General features: G+C 62.3%; 12 protein-coding genes. 3 read left to right on the plus strand and 9 right to left on the minus strand.

Features of this window, described 5'->3' with window-relative positions; genetic code table 11:
- Position 1: 1 nt before the first annotated feature.
- The 5 genes from A0U87_RS04825 to A0U87_RS04845 all read right to left on the minus strand — a co-directional run bounded on the left by A0U87_RS04825 (position 2) and on the right by A0U87_RS04845 (position 8,887).
- On the minus strand, positions 2-925 hold the full coding sequence (locus A0U87_RS04825) for a zincin-like metallopeptidase domain-containing protein (RefSeq protein ID WP_037509358.1): 924 nt from the start codon (positions 923-925) through the stop codon (positions 2-4).
- Between the two features lie 111 nt (positions 926-1,036).
- Complete coding sequence (locus tag A0U87_RS04830; protein WP_037509289.1) at positions 1,037-3,091, minus strand: ParB/RepB/Spo0J family partition protein; 2,055 nt, start codon at positions 3,089-3,091, stop codon at positions 1,037-1,039.
- Between the two features lie 225 nt (positions 3,092-3,316).
- Entirely contained in the window at positions 3,317-7,537 is a 4,221-nt protein-coding gene (locus A0U87_RS04835; RefSeq protein WP_137405258.1) for a strawberry notch-like NTP hydrolase domain-containing protein, read from the minus strand.
- Between the two features lie 67 nt (positions 7,538-7,604).
- Entirely contained in the window at positions 7,605-8,504 is a 900-nt protein-coding gene (locus A0U87_RS04840; protein WP_037509285.1) for a toprim domain-containing protein, read from the minus strand.
- Positions 8,505-8,566: 62 nt separating this feature from the next.
- On the minus strand, positions 8,567-8,887 hold the full coding sequence (locus tag A0U87_RS04845; protein ID WP_004212853.1) for a single-stranded DNA-binding protein: 321 nt from the start codon (positions 8,885-8,887) through the stop codon (positions 8,567-8,569).
- Positions 8,888-9,671: 784 nt separating this feature from the next.
- Here A0U87_RS04845 and A0U87_RS04850 point away from each other — a divergent pair.
- Positions 9,672-10,823, plus strand: coding sequence for a replication initiation protein (locus tag A0U87_RS04850; protein ID WP_037492281.1), 1,152 nt, complete (start codon positions 9,672-9,674; stop codon positions 10,821-10,823).
- A 51-nt stretch (positions 10,824-10,874) separates the two neighbouring features.
- Here the strand turns inward: A0U87_RS04850 and A0U87_RS26990 are convergent, their stop codons facing one another.
- From A0U87_RS26990 to A0U87_RS04860, 3 genes are read right to left on the minus strand one after another with little or no spacing between them, the layout of a single operon-like run.
- Positions 10,875-11,180, minus strand: coding sequence for a crosslink repair DNA glycosylase YcaQ family protein (locus A0U87_RS26990; protein ID WP_276609687.1), 306 nt, complete (start codon positions 11,178-11,180; stop codon positions 10,875-10,877).
- Positions 11,065-12,048, minus strand: a complete 984-nt coding sequence (locus tag A0U87_RS04855) for a crosslink repair DNA glycosylase YcaQ family protein (protein ID WP_346763657.1) — start codon at positions 12,046-12,048, stop codon at positions 11,065-11,067. The genes A0U87_RS26990 and A0U87_RS04855 overlap by 116 nt, the downstream gene beginning before the upstream one ends.
- Before the next feature lie 20 nt (positions 12,049-12,068).
- Positions 12,069-12,305 (minus strand): hypothetical protein, encoded by a 237-nt coding sequence (locus tag A0U87_RS04860; protein ID WP_004212856.1) that lies wholly within the window; start codon positions 12,303-12,305, stop codon positions 12,069-12,071.
- Positions 12,306-12,334: 29 nt separating this feature from the next.
- Here A0U87_RS04860 and A0U87_RS04865 point away from each other — a divergent pair, with 29 nt between their 5' ends.
- Both A0U87_RS04865 and A0U87_RS04870 read left to right on the plus strand, forming a co-directional pair.
- The gene (locus tag A0U87_RS04865) at positions 12,335-13,537 is read left to right on the plus strand and encodes an AAA family ATPase (RefSeq protein WP_004212858.1); all 1,203 of its coding nucleotides are present in this window, start codon (positions 12,335-12,337) and stop codon (positions 13,535-13,537) included.
- Between the two features lie 46 nt (positions 13,538-13,583).
- The gene (locus A0U87_RS04870) at positions 13,584-14,624 is read left to right on the plus strand and encodes a ParB/RepB/Spo0J family partition protein (protein ID WP_004212859.1); all 1,041 of its coding nucleotides are present in this window, start codon (positions 13,584-13,586) and stop codon (positions 14,622-14,624) included.
- On the opposite strand, the gene A0U87_RS04875 is transcribed toward A0U87_RS04870, so the two are convergent.
- On the minus strand, positions 14,618-15,325 hold the full coding sequence (locus tag A0U87_RS04875) for a hypothetical protein (RefSeq protein ID WP_230588552.1): 708 nt from the start codon (positions 15,323-15,325) through the stop codon (positions 14,618-14,620). The genes A0U87_RS04870 and A0U87_RS04875 overlap by 7 nt on opposite strands.
- Between the last annotated feature and the right edge of the window lie 461 nt (positions 15,326-15,786).

The raw sequence follows: 15,786 nt of genomic DNA on the forward strand, positions 1-15,786 counted from the left end.
ATCACGCCGCTTCACGAACGGTCTCGTTTCGATCATGGGCATCGGCAAGACCGGTAGCGCGCAGCAGATAGCCCGCCGCCGCTTCCGCCTTGGCGGCAGCGGTCATGACCGCCCGACTGTCGCGCTTGAGCACGCGCAGCCATGAGGCGATGTAGCTGGCATGGTCATCGAGATGCGCGGTCGGAAGGCCGAGATCAGCCCCGAGCAGCGCAGCAGTCATCTCGGCGCACAGTTCCTCGAACGCATAAGCGTCATCGCCGAATTTCTTGCCGAATTCGCGATTGAGGCGGTCGGGATGGCCCGTCCAGTGCCCAGCCTCATGGGCGAGCGTCGATGCCCAATAGGCCTTCGTGGTGAACAACTCGATCGGCGGCATGGTGATGCTGTCGGCGACGCGGTCGTAAAAGGCGCGGTCGCCACGAACCTGCACGGATGCAGGAAGGGCGCGCACGAACCGATCTGCCCGGTCGGGCAATACGTCACCCGGCGCGACGAGTGCGACACGGCTCGGATAATAGTCTGCGGGCAGCCCCTCGATCTGGTCGACATTGAAGACCGCATAGCTGCGCAGCATCGCCCGGACCTCGTCGGTCACGGCTCCCGTCACTGGCGAGGCGACCTCCTTGGTGAAGGTCTTGTAGAAGATCGCGAACTGGGATTTTTCACCTTGGCGGACCTGGCCACCGAGCGCCTGAGCCTGTTTGTAGGTCATCCAGGTGCGCGCGGCATATCCAGCGCTCTCCGCGACCAGCCAGAGCCAGAAGCAGTTGATGCCGCGATAGGGCTCGCCCGTCACGCGCAGCGGACGACCACCGAGCCCGGGGCGCCAGGGCTTCACCCACGGACGAACGCCGGCTTCGAGCCTGTCGATGATGGTGCTGGTGATGAATTCAGCGGGCCATGGCTTGTCGGTGGTCTTGGCCACGATCAATCTCCGATTTGAAAAGAGGCGGACCCGACGGCTGACGGATCATGAAAAAAAGGGCGGCACTCAGAAGAGCACCGCCCCAAGTCGCCTCGAACTGTCGGCTGAGCGTCAGGCCGCTTCGCTCAGGTCATCGTCGTCGGTGATCTCGCCCACCGGCTCGACGTCCTCGCCGTCCAGCGCGTCATCGACCGCCTCGACATCCTCGTCATCCTCGGCCTCAAGGAAGGCCGAGCGGGTGGGATAACGTTCCGGCTTTTCGATCGCATCGAACCGCATGGCGTCGGGCAACCAGGCGGTCGCCTTCTCGCGGATTTCAGCCTCGACGATACCCTGGCCATTGCAGAGCGACGCGCAGGTGCTGGCAAGGTCGCCCTTCTTGGCATCCTTGTAGCGACCGCGAAGGATCGGGCCGCCGATGTCCTCCAGCGCGTCCAGCATCACATCCTTCTTCACCCGGCCGAAGAAGTTTGCGGCGGTGGGACGCCACCACTGTTCGACCTGGATATCAAGAATCCGGCCGAGGTGATCGTGGAACCCGTTCAGCCGACCGCCATCACCGGCATTCAGCGTCGGCTCGAGCGTCTGGGCGATGACGAAGGCGACCCAGTTACCCCGGGCTTCGTCGTCAAGCGCGCGGAAGGCATCGAAGCGCGCCGACATCGTATCGTGCCCTGCCCAGCTGGTATCGAGCGCTTGCCGTTGATCGGCGATCGTCTGCGACGCAAGCGAGCCCTCGTCGCGAAACGCGAAGATCGGGAATTGCGATGGTGATGCTTTCAGCGTCGAGTGACTGCGGACGTAATTGTTCGCGAAGACGACATCCTGTGCCATCAGGAAGATGGTCAGGTCGAGCGCGAGAGCCGGGTCGCTTGCAAGGTGGGCGACGAGGATCTGACGCCGCTGGGTAGCGAGCTCGTCGACCAGCGTCGCGCTGAGCTTCACCCCCTGCTCGCCCACATCGTCGGCCCCGCCAATCGGGCTGATGACGACAGGTGCGTTCGGATCGACCACCGGCTTCTCGCTGAACATCCGGGTATGGACGCGGACAGTGCCGTCGCCGCCGATATAGACGAACGTGCCGAGCTGGGCGCGGACCTCTGGGTCGACGACCTTGCGGGCGGCGTCGAGTTCGTCGAGTTCACGCTCGATTTCTTCGAGCCGGGCGTTCGCGGCGTCAGCCGCGTCGGTGCCGTCGACCAGCTCCGTTTCGAGCTGATCGACCAGCGTGTCATTTTCCACCGCAAGGGCATCGACCCGTTCCTGTTCGGCCTCCGACAGCGGACGGGCGGTGGCATGATATTCGTGGAGCTGCCGTTCGGTATCGTAGGGCACATGCGTCGCCGCCACCGGCGTGACGAATGCGAGACCCTGAGATTCGGCCAGTTCGGCGGCAGCAGCTTCGAGCTTCTGTGCCGCCATATCCTCCAGGAGCTCGACATCGATCCAGTTCTCGTCGCCCTCGGTCGCAAACAGATCGCCCTCGATGCGGCCGCCGGCGGCGAGATAGGCGTCCCGGCCGACAAAGCGCGCCTTGGCGTCGTTCGCCTTGACGGTGCCGTTCAGGATCGCACGCCGGATATTGTCGGGCTGATTGCCGTAATAGGCCGACTTCATCTGTTCGAAGACTCGCGCCTGGCGGTCGGTATCGCCGGTGACCGCATAGGCCTGTGCGACGCCCAGACTGATTTCACCGGCAGCAAGGGCCTGGAAGATGCAGGGTGCCAGTTCCGCGAGGCGAACGCGCTGCTCAACAAAGCGAGTGGTCACGCCGAACCGCTTGGCCACGTCCTCGGCCGACGCGCCCTTGTCGATGAAGTGATTGAATGCGGTTGCCTCGTCCGCCGGGTTCATCGGCAAGCGGCCGAAATTCTCCGCAAGGCTCGCCTCGGTGCTGTCGGCATCGTCAGCCAGAACCAATGCGGGCACTTCATGATCAGCGGGCAGGACGCCCGTCGCGATAAGATGCTGGAGCGCGCGCAGACGACGCCCACCGGCCTTGACCGTAAAATGGCCGTTCTTCTTCAGGGGGGTGACCACGAGATTCTGCAGCAGCCCGTGCGCCGCGATGGTGGCAGCGAAGGACTCGATATCGAGGTCGCGATTGCTCTTGCGAACATTGTCCTTGGACAGGGACAGGTTCTTCACTTTGACGGATTGGATCATCGAATTTCTCCGAAGGAGAGACGAGCGCCAGCGTGCCGCGCTCGGGACCTGCTCATCAGGCCCACCAAGGCGAAGCCCCCTCCCCTCTCACAGAAAGGGTGATGAGGACCGTCGAAGACGTGCGGACGCGCGCCAGACACTGCGCGACAGGACCAATGCGGCGACGATCACGGTCTTCCCTCGCCGGTTGTCGCGGCGCGGCACGCGTGATCGCCGCCGAGAGGATCAGGCAGCGATGCGAGCCAGGATATCGGCAGCACGGGCGGGCGGCAGGAACAGTCGGGTGCGATAGGCGATGATCTCGGAGAAGCAGCCCAGCGCCTTGAGTTCGGCCAGCCGGCTCGCAGGCCAGTCGATCAGCTCGAGGCGCTGCTCGCCCGCCACGAGACTGCGCTTGAGATGATATGCACCAACCGGCTCCACGCCGCCGCTATCGAGTACGTGCCGAACAATATCGGTCGGTGCGATCTCGATCCCGCCCGCCACGCCGAATGCGCTGCTGACCTTGGACACCATTGGCGCCGGGATGAGACGGCCAAGCAGCGACTGCCCATCTTCAGTCTTCAGGCGCCAGACCTGGACATGATCGTCGGGAAGCTTGCCCCAGACGGGAAGGAGGAGGCCAGTGACGAGGTAGATCGTCTCGGTTCGGGTGCGGTGTCGCAGTTCCTCGACCTCCTGATCCCAGAGCTTCGCAAATTCCTCGGCATCCGCATCTTCCCACAGCGTTTCGAGAAACAGGTCCTGACGGTGACGCTCGGTCCGTGCCGGGCGGACCAGCTCCCAGCGCTTGACCAGCTGGCCGTCCTCGTCGGTGAGCGAATGGGTGGCGCTGCAGATGGCGGCCTTGCCAGATCGGCGGTTCACCACGCACCGGCTCTCGCCACCCTGGAGGAGCCATTCGACACGGTCGCGGCTGACCGGACGATAGCGCTGCTCGGTCTCGAGCCGCAGGATTTCCGTGACAGCGCCGCTCACAGGGTCTTCACGGATACAGGTCCGGTCGAGAATGGTGATCCGCTCGGCATCGATCGTCTCGACGCCGACATCGAGCGTACCAGCTTCCCGCGCCGCCTCGATCCGGGCCTCGATCAAGCCGAGATATTCGTCGAAGATCGCGTTCTGAAGGCTGATCCTCAACGCAAGAATACGGTTTAGCCAGCGCTGTATGGGCGGCAGATCCTCTACCATGCCACCGCCCTCACCCTCGAGATTGAGGCCCGTCAGCGCCTGAAAATCTGTGAGGCTGGTCGAGGCGAGCTTACCGGCGAAGAGCAGCCGGAACCAGGTAACGAGCGAATCCTTGGCAAAATCCGATTCCAGGTTGTCGTGGGGATTGAACAGACCCTGTCCGCCGGTCTGGCGCTGGCCGCGGGTAAGTGCGCCCAGGCTGTCGAGACGGCGCGCGATCGTCGAAATGAAACGGCGTTCGCCCCGGCAGTCCGTCGATACCGGACGAAATAGCGGTGCAGATGCCTGATGGGTGCGATGGGTACGCCCGAGCCCCTGGATCGCGGCGTCGGCTCGCCAGCCCGGCTCGAGCAGATAGTGAATGCGGCGGCTCTGGTTCTCGGCCGCGAGACTGGCGTGGTAGCTGCGGCCAGTGCCGCCGGCATCCGAGAAGATCAGGATGCGCTTGGCACCGCGCATGAAAGCATCGGTCTCGGCAAGATTGCTGCGTGGGGACCGGCTTTCGAGACGCTGTCCACCGCGCGCGTCAGCCACGATCCGGCGCAATCGTCCGGTGACCTCGGCAACCTGATCGACGCCGAAATGGCCGATGATATGGTCCAGCGCGGAGCCTACGACTGGGAGAGCGCACAGTTCTTCCAGCAGCTGTTCGCGCATCTGCAGCGCCTCCTGGCTGTGAACAGGTCGCCCGTCTTCGTCGGTCATCGGCTCGGACCGGACATTGCCGGAATCGTCGGTGTAGGTTCGCATCTGTCGCGTCGGGAACGCCGCGCTCAGATAATCCATGAGGAACTCGCGCGGCGACAATTCGATATCCAGATTGGCCCTCGCCTCGGCATCCAGGGCGGCAAGCGTCCGGTCGAGCATCGCCTCGGCCGTCGAGACGAGCTGGATCACCACGCAATCACCGCGCGCGAGATCGGCATGAATGGCGGGGATCAGCGATGGCAGCTTCAGTGAAATCAGAAGCTGGGCAAAGAACCGCTGTTTGGTCGATTCGAAGATGGAGATCGCCGCAGCCTTCGCTCCGCCATTATAGGTCGATTTGCTGAAACTGTCGGTGATACGGGTCGCGTCGAGCGCGGCCTGCAGGTTGCGGTGAATGATACCCCAGGCATCCGCATAGGCATCGTAGATTGCGATCTGGTCCGGGGTTAGCTGGTGTTCGAGAATGTCATACTCGACGCCAGCAAAACTGAGCGCGCGTGCCGCATAAAGACCCTGTGCCTTCAGATCGCGGGCGATCAGTTCCATTGCCGCGATGCCGCCCCGGCGCAGGCTTTCGACGAAATCGCGGCGGTCGGAAAAGGCCGTTCCCGGACCCCAAAGGCCGAGCCGGGTGGCATAAGCCAGATTGTTGACGTCCGAAGCCCCCGTCGCGGACACGTAGAGAACGCGGGCGCGGGGTAGGAGATTTTGCAGTCGGACGCCGGCGATGCCCTGCTCGGATCCCTTGGAGGTGCCGAACCGCCCTTCCCCGCCAGCCACGCCGGCCATTTCATGGGCTTCGTCGAAGACGATCATGCCTTCATAGCCGTCACCCAGCCAATCGGTGATCTGTTTGAGGCGCGTGCCCTTGTCGCCCCGGCTCGACCGCAAGGTAGCATAGGTGAGGAAGAGCACGCCCTCACTGGCCCCGATCGCCGTTCCGAGCTTCCACTGGTTGAGATGCTGGAGATCGAGCGCAAGCCCGCCGACCGCAACCCAATCACGACGGGCATCTTCGAGCAGCGTTTCGCTCTTGGAGATCCAGACATGCTTGCGGCGGCCGCGCAGCCACTGGTCGAGCAAGATCGCTGCAACCTGGCGGCCTTTGCCAGCGCCGGTGCCATCACCCAGGAAGAAGCCGGTGCGAACCCCGCTGCCCGCCTCGTCGGGCGTCAAAGTGAGACCTTCATCCTTGGTCAGGAATCGGCCCGGAAGATCGCGCTCGAACGCATCGCCTGCGTAGATGACGGTCTCGAGCTGCGCATCCGAGAGTATATTTTCGGTGAGCAATCTCGGCGGCAGGATCGGCGCATAGCGTGTCTTGGGCGCTGCGATCGAACCCATGGCGATCGATTCCACGAGCGCCGTCGGGTGAGGCCGCGCTGCTGCCAGGGCGATCCGGCTCGGTCGATAGGGAAGGTAGAGCCCGGAGGGTTCACCGACCGGCGCCGGGGCGTCGAGCACCTCGAATGCGATGGGTTCCGCCGGGGCAGCCACGTCGATGCGCTTCGGTGCCAAGGGCTTGATGGCACCACGGCGGGCGCCGGCTAGCAGAGCTGACGGGCGCGATACCACCCGGCCTGGGCGTATGGACGACGTCGCCGCAGTGAGCATTGGGTGAAGGGAACAGGCATCGAGGGCTTCGTCTAAGGTTGCGCAGGCGATCGCGCTGGCAGGGACGCCTTCAACGCCCTTGTGCAGGAGGAGAAGCTGGACAGCTTGTGTCGTACCGTGCCGCGCATAGGCAGACGCTGGTAATTCGATCTGGCGGAAGAGCGTAGAACCGGCCGTCGCGATCTTCCATTCACTCGATTGCGGATCAACGCGGGTGGGAAGGATTGCGACACAGCGACCACCCGGACGCAGGCGCGTGAGGGCAGAGCGCAGGTGGCGAAGGCCGGCAACCCGATCACGGCCGCGGCCCTCACTGCGCGAGAAGGGCGGATTGATCAGGATGACATCCGGCACCAGATCGACGGGAAGGAGGTCGTCGATGAGCTCACCGTCATGGCCGAAGATGCGGGCATCGGGGTAAGCAGCCGCGAGCATGGCCCGGCGCCAGGGATCAATCTCATTGAGGATCAGACGAGCCTGGGCACGACGGGCGAAGATGGCGAGCAGGCCAGTCCCTGCCGAGGGTTCGAGTACGACGTCGCGCTCGCCGATGCCGGCGAGCCGCGTCGCGATCAGGGCGATCGATGCCGGTGTCGAGAATTGCTGGAGATCAATCTGCTTCTCGCTGCGTACGCTATGAACCGGCAGGCGCGCGACCATGGCGGCGACAAGCGCAAGCTGAGCCGGCGCCGCGTCCGGCAATGTGCTGCCGGACAGGAAGAGCACCTGCCCCAGTTCGAGCACATCATAGGCATCACGGATCGACCAGTCCCCGCTCGCGGGTGCCGAGCCATAGGCGCGGGTCATGGCGCCGATCAGCGTGGGTCGATCGATGGGAATATTGCTCCCGATCTTTGCGGCGATTTCGCGCGCGGCAATGATGGCGGGGTCGGAGAAGTCGAGTTCAGCAACGGCGGAGGCGGTAGCGGGCATAATGGGGCTCCTTGATGTCGCCCGATGATCAGCACCGGGCCGCCTCGCCGAAGGCCCCCTCTCCTCTCTACAATGGCTGGGTCAGCAGACCGGACCTGGGAACCGAATTGCGGGCAAGCCTGTCGCGCAGGGCGTCATTCCAGTCGTCATGATCTTTTGGAAGCCAGTGTTCGACCTGGCGGTCGTTGGCAGAGAGATGTTCGTAGGCGCGCTCAAAGCATGTCCGTGCCGCCTCATTGCGCTGCCCGAATACTATGACCCGCCTGACGCTCGAGGGTATGCCGACATGGGCGTAGCGCTCGGCGCCGAGCACCGCCCAGACTGGCAGGTCAAACCAGTCGCGCGCTGAAAGGGCATCTTCGATCCCTTCGGCCAATCCAAGCGTGTCTTGCGGTACGCCGAATTGCACACTGCCCGATCCCAGCAGCCCGAGCGCAAGCTTCGGCTTGCGAAACGGGCGATGCAGGATGTCGGAAGGATCCAGGAACGTGCGATGGACCGCGACCAGTCCGAGTTCGTTTTTCACGGCGGCAATCATCGCCGGCAGACTTCGTCTATCCTTGCCCTTCCCGATGATAGTCGAGGGATTGAACCGCAACTCCGGTGTCGGGCTGAACACGCCTCGGGCGCTGAGATAGGTTTCAGCAAGCGTGCCATCGATAGCAACGCTGCGATGCCATAAGGTCTTGGCGAGACCGCTCAGATCACGAGCAGGCAGGCGCGGTTCAACGTGAATGGGGGCGCGGTCATGGAGGCCCTGCCGATCGAGCGCCTTCAGGATGTCGATCGAGGTGCAGCCGGCAAAGCATTTGAACAGGATGGCCTTCGTTCCCAAGCGAACGGACAGGCTTGGCGATCGATCATCATGCGCAGGGCATCGGCACTCGCCGTGTGAGCCTGTCCATCGGCCGCCCAGGCGTTCGACGATCTGCTTTGCGCGAGTCGCTGCGTCTAAAGAGGCAGGCATAGGGAAACTCCTTCTCGAACCGGAAGCGCAAACCCGGCCTGCCCCCTCCCCTCTTCGCGGCGCTATGCTGATTTTGGTGCGAGGACACCGAATTCCTCGACGATCCGGTCGGTCGTGTAATGGGTCGTTCCATCACGCTCGTAGGAACTGTCGCGTAGCCGGCCCGCTACCCGGACGAGATCGCCGACATGGACACGTTCTTCGATATACTTTCTCTGGCCCTCGCTGAAGATCACGACGCGGTTCCAGTAGCTGTCCTCGATCCACTCATCGCCTTCACCACGGCGGCGATAATTCGCGCAGACCGAGACATTGGTGACCTTGGGTTTGGCGTCGATCTCCCCGATCCGCCCTATAATCTCGAACTTTGCGAAGTTGATCATGGTGCCTCCAGCTTGGCGCTGAGCAAACATGAACGAGCAAACGATCGGATTTCGCACGCCATATGACTGCTGAGCTGCCGTGGGCTGCACGGTACGGGAGCACGACCTGGGCTCCTATCCCCCCAGTTGGAGGGATAGGCAGGGGAAGCAACAGGCCGTCTTCACTCGATGGTTGGCGGTTGATCTTGGGGACGAGCTACGCCCGACTGATGATGCGGATCTTGATGAGCGATAGCTGCCACCGCTGGTCACCGGGCACCACCGAATCACTTCTTCTGAAAGACTCCATCTATAAAAACGCCCGGCGCGCAGCGTCGGGGTGATTCTAAGATTCTAATGATTCTATGATTCAGGGCCGCTATGTGTTTGAAACCACAGACTGAATCAGGGTCTAACCTGACCTCTTGGGGGCTTTTGCCTGACTTCGCGGGGGATGTAACCTGTCCTGGCGGGGGCTCTAACCTGACCTCTTGGGGATCATCCTGTCTTCTTGGGGGAGGCGTGGTATCGTGACCGAACCATGTGTTTCGAGCCGCTTTTTGGTCCCTGTTTCGCGCGATACCGCTGACAATTGCGACTCGGCGGAATCACAGGCGGAATGTCCGATTCTCACGGCGAATCTATCCTGACCTTTTGGGGGCTCTAAGAAGAGTCTAACCTGACCTGACTTGACGAACGAGGTCAGGACAGGCAGTTTCCGAAACAGTGTGAGGTGAATCGCATGGGAGTGCCAGCGGAAAGCGTAGACGAGGAAGGCGGCGAAGAGACTTCGGCCGCCCGCTCGATGCGCGTGGCTGCAGCGCTCGCTCGCAAGGGTGGCGACCAGTTCGCCAAACCCGGTCGCCTTGTCGAGGTCCGCTTCGTCAAAGGGCAATCGCTCAGTCTGACCGCCTCCCGCCTCCTCGCCCTCATGATCCTGACTGCGGGCGGCGATGCCTGGCAAGACACGACGCACCGTATGCGAAAGTCGGACATCCGTCGCGGCCACAAGGGCAACGAACGAATTGTCGATATGCTTGAAGAGTTGCACAGAACGCTCTTCGCAGAGGATGACAAATCTTGGCGCGGCAAGCGCGCCACGAAGCGTTTCAACCTTATTCAGGCGTCTTGGGAAGAGGTCGAGGACAACGACAAGGAAACGGGCTGGATCGAGTGGCAGTTCACGCCTGACGCTCGCCGGCTTATCCAGGAGTCCGAAACCTATGCGGTGATGAACCGCCAGGCCGTGCTAGGGTTCAGGTCAGCCTATGCCCTGAAGCTGTACGAAGAGGGCGCTCTTCGCCTCCACAGACGGCAACCTGTGTGGAAAGTCGATATGGTGGGTTTGCGCGCGGCGCTGGGGATCGATCCCGACAAGTATGCCGACTTCGCTCAGCTACGCCGCAAGGTTCTGACGGTCGCCAAGGCAGAGATCGACCAGCTCGCCCACTTCACAGTCGAATGGCAAGAGATCCGGCGAGGCCGTGCCGTGATCGAGATCGAGTTCCGGTTCGTCTCGAAAGATGCGCCGGCGCAGATTGCAACGGTCGACGAACTCGAGCGTCATTCGAAGGGACGGAAAGCTAGGCGCGACGATACCGTCGAGAAGGTCGTGGCAAGCGATAGTCCCCTTCCCCACAGCCCGACCGTCGACGGCGTGGACGTGGCGAATGTCCTGAAGAAGGTAACTGCTGCGCTGGTAAGCTCGGACGCGGCGTCGTCGGGCGGGGTAGAATTGTGGGCAAGGTTCCCCCGGGGCCGGCTGCATTTCGGGGCTACCGAGGAGGCGGCTCGTGAGATTGGAGTTCGCTATGGCGGTGGCTGGGACGTCGACATGATCGCCGAGGCCTATCGCGACCATATGGGCGCTCGCTTGAACACCCTGTCCGGTACGAAACTCGAAAAGTCCTGGAAGGGCTGGTGCGAAGCCTTTTTCAATCGGCGAGGCCGGCCGTAACAGCACAAATTGCAGCCCTGCAATTTGTGCCACAAAGGGTCGTGCAGGCGGTCACACGCCCCTCACCGCATCGCCGAATATCACACGGTCCAATCCCAGCCACCGCGCCATTGACCGGAGGGCCTCGTCCAGCTCTTCGCCGGCATGAGCAGGCGCGTCGCTCTCGAACGTCTTTTGTTGAACGAGTAGCGCTTTCGCTTTCCGGTCTGCCTTCAGGTCGACCCGTGCGACGATCTGCTCATCAAGCAGGAACGGTAGAACATAATATCCATAGGTGCGCAGCGGAGCAGGGACGTATATTTCGATCCGATAGCGTATGCCAAAGAGGCGCTCGGCGCGGTCGCGTTCCCAGATCAATGGATGGCGCTAGCAAAGCGGCATGGCGTATTCGTCGTGGGCGCCTCGCCTCCCGGTGCAACCACGTTGACTGGTTCCACCCATCAATCTTCACGGGCTGAAGGACGCCCTCCTCCACGAGCTGCGCAATAGCTGGATGAGCCTCTGTTGGAGAAAGCCGGAAATAGTCACGCAGATCTTTTGCCGTTGCTACGCCAAGGGCGCGGGCGCTGTGCTCAATGAGTTGGCGTCTGGCTGCCGCAGGTTCCGGGGTGGGGAGAGCGAGGATCGTCTGTGGCAACACGCGCTCGGTGAGATCATACACTCGCTCGAAACTCGCACGTCGTGTCGCAGTGGTGATGTGGCCGGACCAGAAAAGCCACTCCAGCGCCATCTTGCTGTCGCCCCACTCCCACCAGCCTGCGCGTCGCTTCCCGCTTTCGATATCGGATGCAGCGAGGGGTCCGTCGTTGCGGATGCGCTCGAGGATCGAGATCGCGTCCGCCCGCCGATCGCGCGCGAATATGCGCAGACCCTTCCATCCAGTCTCGCCAGCGTCTGCCATTGCCTGTCGCCATCGCAGCAACGGCTGGAGGGGGAGGGGGATCAAAGACGCTTCGTGCGCCCAATATTCGAAGAGCCGACGCGATCGGAGTGGCCCCCAGGCGTCGGCCTCCAGCAACCTCGGATCATAAACACCAAGGCGCGAATAGGCCGGAAGGTAGTGAGCTCGCGTCAACACGTTGACGCTGTCGATCTGGTGGAGACCGAGCCGGGCGATAGTACGCCGCAAATGGTTAGCCCTGACAATAGAAGGCATGGCCTCACCAAAGCCTTGCGCGGCAAGGGCGATGCGTCGGGCAAGCGCGGGGTTGAGGCTCTCTGTCATGACGACACATATCAACGCGGTCACTTGCGACCCGCAAGGATGAACGTCGCGCTATCGTCAATCCTGTGCCCCCACCGAGTCAGGTTGCGAGCGGAAGGCGCGTCTGGCACAAATTGCAGGGCTGCAATTCCTGCCATGAAGGCGTCGATTAGCCCCCAAGAGGACAGGATAGAAGTACGGGCTGGCGATCCGACGGTCTCCATGGTCCAACTGTCAAATTTCGGGCGGATATTGACCAAAAAGTGAAAATCGAACATGGATGCTCCAGACTTTAACAGGAGCAGCTATGGCGTCCGCAATTGATGAAGTGCGGATGGGGGAAACACTCGATGTTGCGTCGCTCGCTGCTCGGTCTTCCTCTGTCCTTGAAAAGCTGCGCAACTCGGCCCGAAGCGCGCGCGCCGACGAGCGGCGAGAACCGACGTTTCAGATCGGAAAGGCCGCCGATCTGGTGGGGCGGACGACCGGAGCGATTCGCGAGGCCGAGAGCGATGGCCGTCTTGTGCCACCTCCGCGGACAGAAAGCGGTCGGCGCATGGGATACACGCTTGCTCAGTTGAATGACATGCGTGGCGCCTTTGGCACGCGCCCATGGCGCGATCCAAGCGACCCGTGTTCTGTCATCGCGGTCCAGAACTTCAAGGGTGGTGTCGGCAAGTCGACGGTGTCGGTCCATCTGGCGCAATATCTGGCGATCCGCGGCTATCGTGTCCTCCTGATTGATTGCGACAGCCAGGCGTCTGCTACGACCCTTTTCGGCTATGTGCCGGATCTCGATTTGAACGAGAACGACACGCTCTATCCGTACCTGCGAGAGGGTGAACGCAAGTCCCTCGATTATGCGATCCGCAAGACCCATTTCGATGGTCTTGACCTGATCCCGGCCAACCTGCGTCTCTTCCAGTCGGAATATGAACTCGCGGCGCGTATGGCGCGGGGGCAGGGGGCTCTGCTCGATCGAATGGCGCAGGGTATCGCCTCGGTGCAGGATCTCTACGATGTAGTGATCCTCGATCCGCCGCCAGCCTTGGGAGCAATCTCCCTATCCGTTCTCAGGGCAGCCAACGCACTGGTGGTGCCGGTTCCACCAACCGTGATGGACTTCTCCTCGACGGCTGCCTTTCTCGCCATGCTCGACGAGACCATTCAGGAACTCTCGACGCACGACCTCGCGCCGCAGCTGTCCTTCCTGCGCTTCGTGGCATCGAAGGTGGATGAGGGCAAATCGATGCAGAAGGGCCTGCTCGACCTGATGCGGCAGGTTTACGGAACCGCCATGGTACGCTCGCCGCTCAAGGACTCTGCCGAGATCGACAACGCTACCGCCCGTCTGATGACCGTTTACGAACTGGACGGCCCGATGACGAGCAAGACCGTGCGTGATCGCTGCCTGACCTATCTCGATGGCGTGAATGCCGAGATCGAGCTTGATATTCGTAAGACCTGGCCCAGCCATCTGAGCCGTTTGCGCAAGGATGGGCATGCGTGATGGACAAGAATTGCAGCCCTGCAATTTCGGCAAATAGGGGGGCAAAATGAGTTCGAAGAACAAGAGCTTTCTAGGCGATCTGGCGTCCTCTGTGGAGCCCAGCGCCGAAGGTCAGGAGCGTGGTCCGCGTTTGGGGGTAGGGGTCCTTGGCGGCCGTAACAATCGCTTGGCCGAACTAGCTTCCGGTGCGGTGGTGAATAACCCGCAGGAACTCGTTGATCCGGCGCGCTGCCGGATTTGGGAACGGCACAATCGGGACTACGGCGCACTGAGCCGTGAACGGTGTGACGATCTAATCGAGAGTATCCTCGCGCAGGGCAAGCAGGAGGTCCCCGCGATCGTTCGGCGCATTCATGAGCCGGACTATGATTTCGAGATCATCTGCGGGGCTCGCCGCCATTGGTCGGTATCTTGGCTACGGGCGAACAATCATCCCGAGGTGCGCTACCTCGTGGAAGTGCGCGATCTGACGGATGAGCAGGCGTTTCGCATTTCCGATCTGGAGAACCGGGCGCGCGAGGATCTCAGCGATCTGGAGCGAGCGCGAGACTATCTTAAGGCGCTCGATCTCTATTATGGCGGCAGCCAGAAGGAGATGGCGAGGCGGCTGAACCAGTCCGAGGCGTGGGTCAGCCGTTACCTTGATCTAGCCAGATTGCCTGAAGCCGTCGTCGCGGCTTTCCCAGATCCTTTCGAGCTGAAGATCTCGCATATCGGCAGTCTGAAGCCTGTGCTGAAATCCGACGATGATCGCTCGCGTGTGCTCGCCGAGGCGCGTCGTCTGTTTGAAGCGCGCGCGGCAGGCAATGAGGGGTTGCCCGCCAATGCTCCTGAGACGATTCGCGCCCTGTTAGCGGTGGTCGGGTCGGCCGCGCCGCGCAAGAAGGAGCCCAAGCCGGCAAAAGCCCCCAAGAGGACAGGATCGGATTCCGTGGTCGTGCATAGCCCCGGCGGCACGGCACTGCTTCGCGTCGACGGAAAGGACAGGCGTGGCGTGACGCTGACGCTCTTCCACAAAGGCGGCGGGAGTCGAGCGGAGGCCGAAGCAGCATTACGCGACCTTCTCGATTATCACTGGCCTCAATAAGGGTGGCCGCGTCTCTCTCTCGCCCGGCTGGCAAGCTTCGCCGCTCCTTGAGGAGAGATTTTAAGAAGCCGTGCGATCGCAGGGATGCGGATGCCCGGAAAGGCAGCCTCTAAGCGCATGAGGGCAGGGAGCTTACTGCGCCGGGTGACGCCGAGCTCCTTGGGAAGGTTGGCATCGAGCCTTTCAACGGCATCAAGTTCTTTCAGGCCAGTCAGCGCGGTGTCTCCAAGGCGCTTTTCGAGATCAACGGCAAGATCGCGCGCAGTGACGCCGAAGAATCTTGGAAGGCACACGAACGACGGGATGATCTGGGAGGTAAATCCTGCGGCGAGCAGCGCCATTGGAAGATGGCAGGCCAACAGCCAGATCGTGCCGAAGGTTCGGGGATCGACGGTGAGCTGGCGCCCGTCCAGCGTCGCTAGGGACCGACCGCCGACCGGCGCGATCTCGAGCTCCGCGTGGACCTCCAGGAGGCGCTCTGCGACCGCCAGAAGGGTAGGGGCTGGATATGGTTCGGCCAACCTCCGCTTGGCCGCTCGAAACGCCGATCCGAATAGAACGAGGTCGTGGCGGCCCCAGGTCTGCGCCTCCTCTCGATCGTCGAGCAGCAGGCGCAGCGCGTTGAGCGTCGCCTTGGCCACGGCATCACCTTCTGCTTCCTGTGCGAGCAGCACGAAGTGCACGAGTGCTGCGACCGACATGGGGTCATTCAGGCCTTCACAGTGGCGAGGAGGAGGGCTCCGGCCTGTAATCCAGGCAAGCAGGTCGCTTGTGTCGACCGGTAGCCCCGCGAGCGCGGCAACTGTTGAGGTCGCTGACATTCGCGCTCTCCCAAGCCAAATGTCGCGTGCTGGACTACGAAAAAGACGACCGTCGAGCCGACCGATGAGCAGCAGTGGGGCAGGGGAGGGCGGCCTCGGCATCCGATATGGTTATCGGTGATCTCAACCAAAGTCACATGTTAGTTGAGGCAGCCGATACTGATGGGAAATCGACATGTGATAATTTCAGTTATCACATAAGCGGATTTGACCGTTCTTTATAAGGTGGGCTACAAGCGCGGCTGAGGAGCGAGGCGCGTCGTGAGCACCGAAACCGCCCGGGAAGGGCCAGAAATCCCCGTAGCGCCGCCTGAGGCTGTCCTGCCGGCCGTCAGGGCGCC

This window comes from Sphingobium sp. MP9-4, from assembly GCF_005281675.1.
Classification (GTDB): Bacteria; Pseudomonadota; Alphaproteobacteria; order Sphingomonadales; family Sphingomonadaceae; genus Sphingobium; species Sphingobium yanoikuyae.

What these genes read in the sequence shown, in the direction of transcription:
- A0U87_RS04830 (WP_037509289.1), bottom strand. Translation starts at nt 3,091, where the DNA reads ATGATCCAATCCGTCAAAGTGAAGAACCTGTCCCTGTCCAAGGACAAT.
- A0U87_RS04835 (WP_137405258.1), bottom strand. Translation starts at nt 7,537, where the DNA reads ATGCCCGCTACCGCCTCCGCCGTTGCTGAACTCGACTTCTCCGACCCC.
- A0U87_RS04840 (WP_037509285.1), bottom strand. Translation starts at nt 8,504, where the DNA reads ATGCCTGCCTCTTTAGACGCAGCGACTCGCGCAAAGCAGATCGTCGAA.
- A0U87_RS04845 (WP_004212853.1), bottom strand. Translation starts at nt 8,887, where the DNA reads ATGATCAACTTCGCAAAGTTCGAGATTATAGGGCGGATCGGGGAGATC.
- A0U87_RS04850 (WP_037492281.1), top strand. Translation starts at nt 9,672, where the DNA reads ATGCGCGTGGCTGCAGCGCTCGCTCGCAAGGGTGGCGACCAGTTCGCC.
- A0U87_RS04855 (WP_346763657.1), bottom strand. Translation starts at nt 12,048, where the DNA reads ATGACAGAGAGCCTCAACCCCGCGCTTGCCCGACGCATCGCCCTTGCC.
- A0U87_RS04860 (WP_004212856.1), bottom strand. Translation starts at nt 12,305, where the DNA reads ATGTTCGATTTTCACTTTTTGGTCAATATCCGCCCGAAATTTGACAGT.
- A0U87_RS04865 (WP_004212858.1), top strand. Translation starts at nt 12,335, where the DNA reads ATGGCGTCCGCAATTGATGAAGTGCGGATGGGGGAAACACTCGATGTT.
- A0U87_RS04870 (WP_004212859.1), top strand. Translation starts at nt 13,584, where the DNA reads ATGAGTTCGAAGAACAAGAGCTTTCTAGGCGATCTGGCGTCCTCTGTG.
- A0U87_RS04875 (WP_230588552.1), bottom strand. Translation starts at nt 15,325, where the DNA reads ATGTCGGTCGCAGCACTCGTGCACTTCGTGCTGCTCGCACAGGAAGCA.